Below are 12,930 nucleotides of genomic sequence, written 5' to 3' on the forward strand. Positions count from 1 at the left end.
GGACAATTTTTATAGAATATAGTGTACGAAATAGGGGAATGAACGCATAATTTTTTCGTAGAGAGAATGAAAGGGGATTACTATATCGAGTTCTTTAAAAAGAGCCTTCTAGTAAACTAGAAGGCTCTGAAACTATAACTTAAGGTACTTTCGTATACCCTAAGAAATGGCTTTTCCAATAAGAATTGTTTAATGAAGCGATTGCTACACCTTTATCTCCAGCTTGGATAAATGATCCGCCCCCAAGGTAGATACCCATGTGAGAAGGACCTGCTTTATAAGTGTCTTTGAAATAAATTAAGTCACCTGGTTGTGGACTTGAAGTTTGTGGTAAGCTGCTCCAATATCCAGCAACACTTTGGCGGCTAATGTTATGGCCAAATTTCTTATATACGTGGTAGATGTAACCACTGCAGTCAACGCCATTAGCAGAAGTACCGCCCCAAACGTATGGTACGCCTTGCATAGATTTCGCGTATGCAAGTAGAGAAGAACTGTCACCGCTATTATTGCTTGTATTATTATTGTTGTTGTTGTTTTGATTGTTGTTTTGATTGTTATTTTGGTTGTTGTTAGGCTTATTATCTACTGCGCCACCAACTGGTGTTTTAGATAAGAAACGTGTTCCGATGTAACCAGTTTGACCATTGTAGTTAATTTTGCTCCATCCAGAGTTTTCAGAGATTACTTGAACCTTCTGTCCTTGTGGAAGTGCGCCTATGATTCTATAATTTGTACCTTCGCCGCTACGTACATTTAGCGCAGAAGCATTAATGTAGTAGTCACCAATTGCACCTTGTTCAGGTTGCTCAGGTTGTTCAGGAGTAGCAGTGCCACCTTTAACGAATTTTACAAATTCGCTACTAACATAGCCTGTTTTTCCTTGGTAGTTTACTTTAAACCAGCCGTTTTCAGATCCAACTACGTTTAATGTTGTACCATTTAACACGCCGCCAATTACACTATGGTAAGCAGCAGGGCCTGTACGAACACGTAGAGATGTTGCGTTAACGACGTAAGTACCACCAGTTTGAACAGTTCCATTATTATTTTGCTCTTGGTTGTTACCTTGAGTAACGTTTTCGTTAGAGCCGCCTTTTGTTACGTAGTCTTTGCTTAAGTAAGCTGTTTGTCCTGCGTAATTGATTTTGAACCAATCTTGAACTTCGCCTACAACTTGTACTACTTGTCCTTGTTTAACAGAACCTACAGTTGGATGAGAAGTGCTAGGACCTGTACGGACGCGAAGGGAAGATACATTTACTGTATAGTTTCCGCTTGCTGGTTGAACAGTTGCTTCATTGTTACTGCTTGTAGAGCCAGTATTTGAAGAAGCGCCTGATACAAATTGGCTACTAACATAACCAGTTTGTCCGTTATGGTTGATTTTCACCCAACCATTTTCTTCTCCAATTACGTTTAAAGTTTGTCCTTCATAAACACGTCCTGAAACAGAACTAGAAGTGTTAGGAGCTGTACGTACACGTAATACATCAGCAGTAACTTTATTTTTCCCACCTGTGCTTACATTGTTATTCGTTGCTCCGTTTTTTGATACAAACTCGCCACTAACATAGCCTGTTTGTCCATTATGGTTAATTTTGAACCAACCATTTTCTTCTCCAATTACGTTTAATGATTGACCATTATAAACGCGAGAGATGATGTCGTGAGAAGTACTTGATCCTGCGCGAACATGTAGCACGCTGGCATTCACCGTATAAGATGAACTGTTTGATGCGGAAGCTTGGACAGCTTGTGTAGCAGCTTTTTGTGTATTTTGTTCAGGGGCAGCTTGAACACTATCAAGTGTAGGTGCTGCTCCTCCTGCTACAGACACTGCCGCAAGACCGGCAAGGTATTTTTTCATAATTTGTCGATTCCTTTCTGTCTGTAATGTAGTGAAGAAATATTTACCAACTGTTAAAAATTCTAAAGAGCATGTCGATTACTGTCAAGACTTATGCGGGAATCTGAATATGACAAAAAGATTACAAGAAAAAAATCAAGGTATAAATCCGCACCTTGATTTTCATTTAAATACATATATTTGATGCAAGAAATGAGAAGATTATTCGTATTTAGGAAGATGTGCTGTTGGATTTTAACAGGCTTTGAGAAAATGAACTTTGCAGTAATTTGGTGATAGGGCCAACTTGACCATCTTGAATCGCAGTTCCATCGAGATGGGTCATCGGCAAAATTTCAATAGTCGTTCCCGTAAAGAAGCATTCATCTGCTTGATAAACATCGCGAACGCTGAAAAGCTCTTCTTGTACAGGAAGTTGAAGAGTGTTAGCTAAAGAAAGGACGTACTGACGAATAATGCCGTTTAAAATAAGGTGATTGGCTGGATGCGTATACAGTGTTCCGTTTTTTATGAGAAAGAAGTTAGAATGGCTACCTTCCGTTACAATACCATTTCGTACGAGAAGTGCTTCTTTACAACCTTTGCGCTCAGCTTTCGTATAAGCTAATACATTTGGTAATAAATTTAGCGATTTAATATCACAGCGGAGCCAGCGCGTATCAGGTTCTGATATAGCACGTACACCGTATTCAATCCATAAAGCTGGTCTTTCCTTTTTTGAAATATAAGCATAGATTGTCGGAGTTGTGTCATATGAGAATGCATGTGCTCGAGCTTGTACACCACGAGATACTTGCAAGTAAATTGTTCCGTCTTCGTGGAAATTATTGTTTTCAATTAATTTGTAGAGTAAGATGATGAGTTCGGCTTTTGAGAAAGGGAGTGATAATTCTATTTCTTCCATGGATCGATATAATCTTGTTAAATGTGGGTCTAATAAGTGAAAGTTTCCGTTATAAAGGCGAATAACTTCATAGACGCCATCGCCAAATTGTAAACCTCTTTCTTCAAGTTCTATGTACGCGCGATGTTTCGTTGTATCAATAACTGCATCATTCCATAGTACAAATCTTTCGTATGCCAATTTTCGTCCCATCCTTTCGTTAGTACATGAATAAAAAGCACTCTAGTTATTTTTATGTAAGCAATTCTCTTCATATGACGTATATGTATTTATTTGCAAATCATAGAGAAGTAGTGGTGACTTATCCCGCATTAACGGGCAGTAAAACTCCCGCCTCAAAATTCGGCTGGAGCAAAGAAGTTAGGTGGGAGATTAACTGCCCGTAAACGCCCGATTGGTTCAACTAATAATCAGTGGGGGATGAACAAAACCCCCACTGATTAAAGTTTCACTTTATAGCATTTTGTATATACAAATTCGAAAATGAGAAATAAGAATCCTGCTTTTTGAAAAAAAAAAGCAACATTCGTATGGAATGTTGCACAAGGAGGGTAGCTATCTTTCATAGGGACATCGTCTTTAAAGGTTTCATTTATGCAAACAAAACACTTGGAAAGACAATTATAAGAAAGTTGAAAACAAATGATGCGCATATTTCTCTAAGGGATCTTATTGAAGATGAGAGATAAGAAATATGTGGAACCTTGTTTACATATTTTATTATAAAGATGTTTCGTTAATGTGGTGTAAATATTAGGTGAAGGTTATGTAATTTTAAAGTTAATGTATAGAAGAATTTGTAGAGAGGAAAATAAAAAAGAGGCTGAGATTACTCAGCGCTCTTCTTTTCTTCTTTAATAGCCGTTTTTACTTCGCCAGTTTTGATCTTATTGCTTTCAGAGAAGCGAAGTAAGTCGCCTTCAATGATTTTGTCTGACATATTTAGCTCATTTTGTGCACGGTCAATAAGTGGTTGAGCCTCTTCTTTCGGTAATTGCAGAACTTCACCTGTGTTACGGTCGTAGAATGTACTGTTTGTGTACATGTACTTATCTGTAATGAAGCTACCGTCACGAAGAACAACGAATCCTTTATTGTCTGGTGAGAATACGTCATGACCGAATTGAATTTGATTCGTAGAATCTACACCAAGTAAGTTTAGAATTGTTGGTTTAATGTCAATTTCACCAGTTGGTTTTGAAATTGTTTTACCTTCTTTTTGACCTGGAACGTGAATAAACATCGGTGTTTTTTGTAAGTTCATCTGGTCAAATGTAGTAATTTCTTCTTTTCCTAAGAACTGTGCCATTGCACGGTTATGGTTTTCAGAAATACCATAATGGTCACCGTAGAATACGATAACAGAGTTGTCGTAAATACCTTCAGCTTTTAGACGCTCAATAAAGTGTTTCATTGCTTCGTCTAAATAACGAGCTGTTACCATATAGCGGTCAAATACTCCATCACCAGAGTTGTACTCGTCGATTAATTTCGTACTGTCATCATAAGTGAATGGGTAATGGTTTGTTAAAGTAAGGAAGCGAGTATAGAACGGTTGCTTCACTTGTTTTAACATATCGATAGACTGATCGAAGTATTCGATATCTTTTAATCCCCAATTTAATTTTGTTTCTGGCGTAATCTTGTAGTCAAGCTCGTTGTAGTAACGATCATAACCAAGTGCCGGATACATAATGTTACGGTTCCAGAACGTTGCGTTGTTCGCGTGGAATACTGATGTGTGATATCCTTGCTGACGCAAAATTTCTGGAGTTGCTGTATATTCGTTATTACCGTGTGTGAAGAATACAGCACCACGGTCTAGTGGATACATTGAAGTATCTACTAAGAATTCAGCATCAGATGTTTTACCTTGCCCAGTTTGATGGAAGAAGTTATCGAAGTAATAACTTTCTTTCGCAAATTGGTTTAGGAATGGTGTAACTTCTTGTCCGTTTACTGTCGCACCAATTAAGAATGTTTGTAACGATTCAAGAGAGACAACAATTACGTTTTTCCCTTTTGCAGTACCATACATATTTGGATCTGGTTTACTTTGTGTTGTTTTCACATAGTTTTCTGCTTCTTGCAATTTACTACTATCAGCAAACGCTTTTTGTGAACTTGATTTTGCTTGTAAGCCAAGATCGTATGCTTGGTGTACATATAATCCTAAGTTTTTAACAAGCATAACGCGGTCGAATGAACGTGTTAATAGTTCTGGACGCTCAGCTTCTGCAAGTCCTAGGTTTACGCTGAAAATAGCAACTGTTGACACGAAGTATAGGGAACGCATCGGACGTGCTACACGTTCTGTCGGTGCAAAATCTTTCTTTTTCTTCTTCAATAGAACGAAGAATACGATAATATCCGCAAATGCAAGGATGATTTTGAAGTTAAATAATTCTTTCACACTAGAACCTAAACTTCCGAAATTAGATGTTTGTCCTAGTACTGGTAAAGTAACGAAGTCATTGTAGAATCCGTAGAACATTACGTTACCAACAAGGATGAACGTTAAGATAAAGTTAATTCCTAGTGCTATATAGTTACGTTTTTTCCCTTTTGCAAATAATGCAAGACCCACAAACAGTAATGATGCTGCTAATGGACTAATGAATAAAATGAATTCTTGCATGAAAGATTCAAGTTTTAAATCGAAGCTAGTGCGTGTAATGATGTAGGTTTTTAGCCATACGGCCAAAGCTACGAATAAAGTGAAACGCACATTTTGAAATTGTGATTTCATGGTTTCTTTCATTCATTTCCACCCTTTCTCTATCAGGCTTGGTCGATTTTGGAGCGAAAAATGTTAAAATAAAAAATACATAGTTTTCTTGGCCATAATTAGAGTTTCTATATTCACCCATATACGACTTTAACTATGCATACCCTTTTTGGTTTCTTGTGCTGCTCATAAGCATAACGTCATTTCTGTATTATACAACAAAATTCATTTCTGAGAAACACTATAACATTTTACATTTTTTGTATGTGATTTGTCACTACCAGAGAAAACTTTAACATTCGTTTATAGGCTCGTCAACTAGAAAATATAACAAAAATAGAAAAGAATGTTAAGCGAAATTGAAAGTTTTTTGGTTGAGAAATATGGAATAGAAATCTTTAAGTGGTTGTCTAGAAAACTATTATATGAAGGAAAACACGAAAAAATTAACGAACACTTGTTCTTTTTGGTTTTGTTTGTTACAATGAAATTTCATTGATAGATTATGTGTAATTTTGATGAACTTTTACTGATAACATAACATATTGTAGCTTATTTCTTTTGAAAAATAGGGAGGCTTTTGAATGAAACAAAAATTTTCAGTTGAAGCGTTTTGGAAGAAAATAAAACATGTTGCGAAGCAGGCAGGGCAGTCGGTAATCTATGCGAGTTTATTGTTGTTTTACGTTTTGCAAAGACCGGATGTTCCAAAACGAGTGAAAATTATTGTAATCGGAGCACTTGCTTATTTCATTGCACCGATTGATGCAATCCCAGATTTAGTTGCTGGAATTGGTTATACGGATGATTTAGGTGCGTTAATGGCCGCACTATTACAAGCATCGATATACGTAAATGAAGAAGTGAAAGATAAGGCACGAGTGAAGTTGGCAGAATGGTTTGGTTCGGATATAGACACATCATTTATCGATCAAAAATTAGATCAATAGGTGAGACCTGTCGGATGACAGGGCGAACGTAAGCGAGGAAGTGCATTATGCCATCAGGAAGAACGCATACGAAAATAAACTTAATATCCCTTCCGGTTGTTTTGTTTATGCTCTTTTCGTATGGATTAACAAATTTTGATTTTTTATTAACTTTTGCAATTGGCTTTTTAGTAGGTACTGCATTTTTAACACCGGATTTAGATACGTACAGTAATGCGTATAATAAATGGGGATTCCTGCGCATTTTTTGGTATCCATATCGGAGCGTAATGCCCCATCGTTCCTTCTTCACACATACGATTATAATTGGTGATATTATTCGTATTGCATACATGTTAATCGTGTTTTCTCCGTTTTTATTCCTATTAAATATAATAGCGTTCGACGGAAATTTAATAGAAATTACGAAGGAATACGAGGTTGAAATTGTAACGTTTGTAATGGGAATTGTTGTGGCGAGTACGCTCCACATTATAGCGGATAAAGCAAATACGCGCCGAAAGAAAATGATGAGAAAAAAGAAGAAACGCAGAAGATAAAAAAACCGTCCCAAAAGGTATTTTGGGACGGTTTTTTTCTTATTAATAGGTAGGTTACTCTTGTCGAATCGCCGATAAAATTTCATTTACGATTATGCGACAGTTTCTTTTTAATCAAACGTTTGTTTAAAACTAAGCTTTCAGTACCTTAATCCCTTTCACGATATTCCAAATGAAGTAGTATAAGCTAATGATTCCGCAAATGCATAAGACGATGATTGCTCCAATTCCAAGTGTTACGTCTGGTTGATCAGATCCGATGCCCATAATTCCTAAAATAACTAATCCAATAAATGAAGCAATGCTTGGAATAATATGTGTCCATAGAGCACGTTTTGCATGTGGTTTCGTTTCAGAATCACCCACAATCCACACGATAATAGGGAATAAGATAGGCGCAAATAATACACTAAAGTATGATAAAGCTGCTAATATTTTGTTTCCGTTCATATATATCACCTCATAAGTAATGTCCGTTGTTATACCTTTAGTATGCAGTAAATTTGGTAAGCTTCCTATCGATTAACATTACAAGAACGTGACGTTTTTGTAAGATTTTCTGTTTAAATGATAAAATTTTCAAAAAAATCTTTTTAAATGAAAATTGGTGTGATAAAATTAATGAAAACGTTTTCGTAGGCGTTTATATTTTTTTAGAATTAAAGGTATGATGACCTGATAGTCTATTGATAAGGTTATATCTATTTAAAAGGGGATTCTTTAGGGGGAGAGAACAATGAACACATGGACACAAGTTTACGATCCGTTCGGTAACATTTGGATTTCGGCAGCAGTCGCACTTATTCCAATCATCTTTTTTTTCTTAGCTTTAGCAGTTTTCCGCATGAAGGGGTATGTGGCAGGATTTATTACAGTTGTATTAACGATTTTGGTGGCTTTATTTGCGTATAAAATGCCATTCACAATGGCAATGGCAGCGACCGGATACGGTTTCTTATACGGATTATGGCCAATTGCGTGGATTATCATTATGTCAGTATTTTTATATAAAATTTCTGTGAAAACAGGTCAATTTGATGTCATTCGTGCATCTGTATTATCCATTACGAATGACCATCGTTTACTCGTTATTTTAATCGGATTTTCATTTGGAGCATTTTTGGAAGGGGCAGCAGGATTTGGTGCACCAGTAGCGATTACGGCAGCGCTTCTTGCAGGTCTTGGGCTAAATCCTTTATATGCAGCAGGTCTTTGTTTAATCGCAAATACTGCACCAGTAGCGTTCGGAGCGATGGGGATTCCGATTACAGTTGCTGGACAAGTAACAGGCATTGATCCACATAAAATTGGACAAATGGCTGGGCATCAATTACCGTTCTTATCTTTATTTGTTCCGTTCTTTATCGTATTTTTAATGGATGGTTTTAAAGGAGTAAGACAAACGTGGCCTGCTTTATTTGTAGCCGGTAGTTCATTTGCAATTACACAGTTTATTACAGCGACGTTTTTAGGGCCAGAACTTCCTGATATTACGTCAGCGCTTGTAAGTTTAGTAAGTTTATCGCTATTCTTAAAAGTTTGGCAGCCGAAAGAAATTTATCAGTCTAAAGAAGCAAATAGTGAAGTAGCAGCAACGACGACATCTATGCCGAAACTAACAGTAGGAAAAGTAGTAAAAGCATGGTCTCCGTTCATTATTTTAACTGTGATGGTAGTCATTTGGAGCCAAAGTTTCTTTAAAGCATTATTCGCTCCAGGTGGTGCTTTAGAAAGTCTCGTATTTAAATTTGAAGTTCCAGGCTTGCACAATTTAGTAATGAAAGCAGAGCCAATTGTAAATAAACCAACACCTTATGAAGCAATCTTGAAATTAGATGTTTTATCAGCGACTGGAACAGCAATTTTAATTGCTTGTATCATTTCTATCTTTATTTTGAAAATGAGTGCAAAAGATGCAGTAGCAACATTTAAAGAAACGTTAAACGAACTAAAAATGCCAATTCTATCTATTGGATTCGTATTAGGATTCGCATTTATCGCAAACTATTCTGGTTTATCTTCTACATTAGCGTTAGCACTTGCAGGAACTGGCGGACTATTCCCGTTCTTCTCACCATTCTTAGGCTGGATTGGGGTATTCTTAACAGGATCAGATACGTCAGCGAACGCACTGTTCTCGAATTTACAAGCAATTACAGCGCAGCAAGTCGGTGTATCTGAAGTGCTTCTCGTTGCAGCAAATACAACGGGCGGTGTAACAGGTAAAATGATTTCTCCGCAATCAATTGCGATTGCTTGTGCGGCAGTTGGACTTGCTGGGAAAGAGTCAGATTTGTTCCGCTTTACATTGAAGCATAGTTTATTCTTCGTTACTATTATTGGGATTATGACGTATGTGCAGGCTTATTATTTGACTTGGATGATTCCGTAAACAAAAAAGAAATAACCTTTGCATTTTTCAGATTATAGGGTATGATGGGAAAGTATTGAAAATTAAATCAGTGATAAACTAGGGGTGCCTAACGTATGCGTAGGCTGAGAGAGAAGCGTGTGAACTTCTTAACCCTTTGGACCTGATCTGGCTCGTACCAGCGTAGGGAAGTTAACGGCTTTACATAATTATGTCTTTATGAGCCAGGTCCTTATTTTTTTATGGACCTGGCTCTTTTTATTTTGGCATACGCTGGCCATATCTCGTCCTTGTCACGAACAGGGGGGCAATAAAGGTTATGAAACAATCTGTTTCTGCAGAGCAAATTGAATTAAAATCGAGTTTACCAGGAAGTAAGAAAGTGTATGTGGATGGGCCACGTGAAGGTATGAAAGTGCCGATGCGCGAGATTGAACAAAGCGATACGAACGGTGTTCAAAATCCGCCAATCCGTGTGTATGATACGAGTGGACCTTATACAGATCCAGAATATAAAGTGGAGCTGGAAAAAGGGATTCCAACGCCGCGCCACTCTTGGACCCTGGGGCGTGGTGATGTAGAAGGATACGAAGGGCGCGAAGTAAAACCAGAGGATGACGGTGTGAAAGTGGCTTCAAAACATACACCTGTTTTCCCGCAAATGGACCGTAAGCCGCTTAGAGCGAAGCAAGGTACAAATGTTTCGCAAATGCATTATGCACGTAATGGCATTATTACGTCTGAGATGGAATATGTTGCGATTCGTGAAGGGCTAGAGCCTGAATTTGTTCGTAAGGAGATTGCAGAAGGTCGTGCGATTTTGCCAGCGAACATTAACCATCCTGAAGCGGAACCGATGATAATTGGACGTAATTTTCACGTAAAGGTAAATGCAAATATCGGAAACTCTGCTGTATCGTCTTCTATTGCAGAAGAAGTAGAGAAGATGACGTGGGCGACTCGCTGGGGTGCAGATACGATTATGGATTTATCTACAGGTAAAAACATTCATACAACACGTGAGTGGATTATTCGTAATGCTCCGGTACCAGTTGGAACTGTGCCAATTTATCAAGCGCTTGAAAAAGTAAACGGAATTGCAGAGGATTTAACGTGGGAGGTATACCGTGATACGTTAATTGAGCAGGCGGAGCAAGGCGTTGATTACTTCACGATTCACGCTGGTGTATTACTTCGTTACATTCCAATTACTGCAAAGCGTATGACAGGTATTGTTTCGCGCGGTGGTTCGATTATGGCGCAGTGGTGTTTATTCCATCATAAAGAAAACTTCCTATATACTCATTTTGAAGAGATTTGTGAAATTATGAAGCAGTACGATGTTTCGTTCTCTCTTGGAGATGGATTACGTCCAGGTTCTATTGCAGATGCAAATGACGAAGCACAGTTTTCTGAGCTTGAAACACTTGGTGAATTAACAAAAATTGCTTGGAAACATGATGTGCAAGTTATGATTGAAGGACCTGGGCATGTACCGATGCATTTAATTAAAGAAAATATGGAGAAAGAACTTGATATTTGTCAGGGCGCGCCGTTCTATACACTTGGGCCGTTAACAACAGATATTGCACCAGGTTATGACCATATCACATCAGCGATTGGTGCTGCGATGATTGGCTGGTTTGGAACGGCGATGCTTTGTTATGTAACACCGAAAGAACATTTAGGTTTACCAAATAAAGATGATGTTCGCGAAGGGGTTATTACGTACAAAATCGCTGCGCATGCAGCCGATCTTGCGAAAGGGCATAAAACGGCTCATCAGCGTGATGATGCACTTTCGAAAGCACGATTTGAATTCCGTTGGCGCGATCAATTTAATTTATCTTTAGATCCTGAACGTGCGATGGAGTATCATGATGAAACGTTGCCAGCAGAAGGGGCGAAAACAGCTCATTTCTGTTCAATGTGTGGCCCGAAGTTTTGTAGTATGAGAATTTCGCATGATATTCGTGAATATGCGAAAGAAAATGATTTAGAAACGACAGAAGCAATTGAAAAAGGAATGAAAGAGAAAGCGGTAGAATTCAAAGAAATTGGTAGTCACTTATATCAATAATACGTTACACCTCGTTACTTGATTGATCACATTGTACCTAACTTAAATATAGAAGAAGCCCCCTTTGCTAAGACGGTAGCAAAGGGGGCTTCTGTTGTCTATAAGGCGAAGAATAATTGTACCCAGTAGTATAAGAGGAATAATGTGACGACTGTTGTGAGTGGGATTACGATGAGAGATACGCTTAAATAATCCTTCCATTTCACTTTAATTTTGTTTTGTCTTAGTATATACATCCAAATGAGGGAAGCTAGCGTACCAATTGGTAACAATAGTGAACCGATGTCACTACCAATGATATTTGCGAGATAGATAGTTTTTAATGTGACTGGATCTAGTCCCATTTCTGTTAATGTGATTGTACCAATCATAAGTGCAGGGTGGTTATTGAAGACGTTAGAGAGGAGGGAAACGAGTCCGCCCATTGCAAAGCTGGCATAGAGTAGATGCTGACTTACAACTGGTTCGAGCCAACTTACAAGTGCCGCTGTTAATCCTGCGTTATGAAGCCCGTAAATAATTACATACATAGAGAAAGCGAAAATTAAAATGTGCCACGGTGTCTTTTTCAAAATATCGACTGGGTTTGTTCGTAAGTAGTACCATCTCCAGATGAGAAGAATGAGTGAACCGAGTACAGCAACAATTTCGATTGGAATCGATAAGAAGGATGCAACGAATAGAAGACAGCGCATAAGGAAGACGAAGCCTAATACTTTTAACATGAATTTTGTACGTTTTTGTTTTGTATCAACAGAATTTTTTCCTTTTAATGGATGGAAGTTTTTCGTGAAAAAAATCTCTTCAATATCATATGAAGAAACAGGTAATCTTTCTGGAAGTTTTTTCTTTAAAACTGTATACATGAGCCATGACATAAACAGTAGTCCTAGTGTTGCAGGTACAAACATCATAGCTGTATGCATATAAAGAGTCATATTAACAATATTTAATGCGATTAAGTTTACGATATTACTTACACCGATTGGTGCACTAGATGCAGTGGCGATTAAAGCACCGCTTAATAAATAAGGGATTTGTTGATGAGGTTTTAATTGAAGGTTTTTCAGAAGTAAAATCAAAATCGGTGTTGTAATTAAAATACTACCGTCGTTATTGAATAAAAGAGTCATAAGAAAACATAATAATTGAATATACCAGTATAAACGGCGACCGGAGCCCTTTGCTAAATTTGCAAGTTTTGCTGCGGACCAGTGGAAGAAGCCGAAGCTTTCTAATATAACCGCCATAACGATGGTCGCTAATATTGTTATGGAGGCACCGCCGATTTTACTTATAATGTCCATGACGTCTGGTTTTGATACAAGTCCAGTAATGAGGATAATGCCAGCGCCGACTGCTGCCGGCCATGCCTCATTTAAGCCACGGGGTCGCCAAAAGACAACAATCATCGTTAAGAAGAATACAATAATAGTAATCCATATTTCAATGCTCATATTTAACCTACCTTTCTATTTTCCCTTGAAC

The 12,930-nt window shown here is 37.8% G+C and carries 9 protein-coding genes and 1 riboswitch; of the genes, 4 read left to right on the top strand and 5 right to left on the bottom strand.

What is annotated here, in order from left to right:
- Nucleotides 1-139: 139 nt before the first annotated feature.
- The 3 genes from ACE38F_RS02920 to ACE38F_RS02930 all read right to left on the bottom strand — a co-directional run bounded on the left by ACE38F_RS02920 (nucleotide 140) and on the right by ACE38F_RS02930 (nucleotide 5,535).
- Nucleotides 140-1,870, bottom strand: a complete 1,731-nt coding sequence (locus tag ACE38F_RS02920; RefSeq protein WP_375370234.1) for a C40 family peptidase — start codon at nucleotides 1,868-1,870, stop codon at nucleotides 140-142.
- Nucleotides 1,871-2,081: 211 nt separating this feature from the next.
- Entirely contained in the window at nucleotides 2,082-2,966 is an 885-nt protein-coding gene (locus ACE38F_RS02925) for a D-amino-acid transaminase (protein WP_375370233.1), read from the bottom strand.
- A gap of 637 nt (nucleotides 2,967-3,603) precedes the next feature.
- Nucleotides 3,604-5,535 (bottom strand): LTA synthase family protein, encoded by a 1,932-nt coding sequence (locus ACE38F_RS02930; RefSeq protein ID WP_375370232.1) that lies wholly within the window; start codon nucleotides 5,533-5,535, stop codon nucleotides 3,604-3,606.
- 551 nt (nucleotides 5,536-6,086) lie between these two features.
- Between ACE38F_RS02930 and ACE38F_RS02935 the strand changes: the two genes are divergently transcribed.
- Nucleotides 6,087-6,452, top strand: coding sequence for a YkvA family protein (locus ACE38F_RS02935; protein WP_002112935.1), 366 nt, complete (start codon nucleotides 6,087-6,089; stop codon nucleotides 6,450-6,452).
- A 47-nt stretch (nucleotides 6,453-6,499) separates the two neighbouring features.
- Nucleotides 6,500-6,991, top strand: a complete 492-nt coding sequence (locus tag ACE38F_RS02940; RefSeq protein WP_341037741.1) for a metal-binding protein — start codon at nucleotides 6,500-6,502, stop codon at nucleotides 6,989-6,991.
- Nucleotides 6,992-7,123: 132 nt separating this feature from the next.
- On the opposite strand, the gene ACE38F_RS02945 is transcribed toward ACE38F_RS02940, so the two are convergent.
- Nucleotides 7,124-7,441 carry a magnetosome magnetite crystal formation protein family gene (locus ACE38F_RS02945; protein WP_002159844.1) on the bottom strand — a complete coding sequence of 106 codons (318 nt, stop codon included), beginning with the start codon at nucleotides 7,439-7,441 and terminating at the stop codon, nucleotides 7,124-7,126.
- Nucleotides 7,442-7,727: 286 nt separating this feature from the next.
- Between ACE38F_RS02945 and lldP the strand changes: the two genes are divergently transcribed.
- Both lldP and thiC read left to right on the top strand, forming a co-directional pair.
- Complete coding sequence (lldP, locus tag ACE38F_RS02950; RefSeq protein ID WP_016106648.1) at nucleotides 7,728-9,383, top strand: L-lactate permease; 1,656 nt, start codon at nucleotides 7,728-7,730, stop codon at nucleotides 9,381-9,383.
- A gap of 70 nt (nucleotides 9,384-9,453) precedes the next feature.
- Nucleotides 9,454-9,569: riboswitch (TPP riboswitch) on the top strand.
- Between the two features lie 112 nt (nucleotides 9,570-9,681).
- A complete protein-coding gene (thiC, locus tag ACE38F_RS02955; RefSeq protein ID WP_375370231.1) occupies nucleotides 9,682-11,442 on the top strand; it encodes a phosphomethylpyrimidine synthase ThiC in 1,761 nt (586 codons plus the stop codon).
- Between the two features lie 98 nt (nucleotides 11,443-11,540).
- On the opposite strand, the gene ACE38F_RS02960 is transcribed toward thiC, so the two are convergent.
- A complete protein-coding gene (locus tag ACE38F_RS02960) occupies nucleotides 11,541-12,899 on the bottom strand; it encodes an arsenic transporter (RefSeq protein WP_375370230.1) in 1,359 nt (452 codons plus the stop codon).
- Nucleotides 12,900-12,930: the final 31 nt, after the last annotated feature.

Source organism: Bacillus altaicus (assembly GCF_042136375.2).
GTDB classification, from domain to species: domain Bacteria; phylum Bacillota; class Bacilli; order Bacillales; family Bacillaceae_G; genus Bacillus_A; species Bacillus_A cereus_U.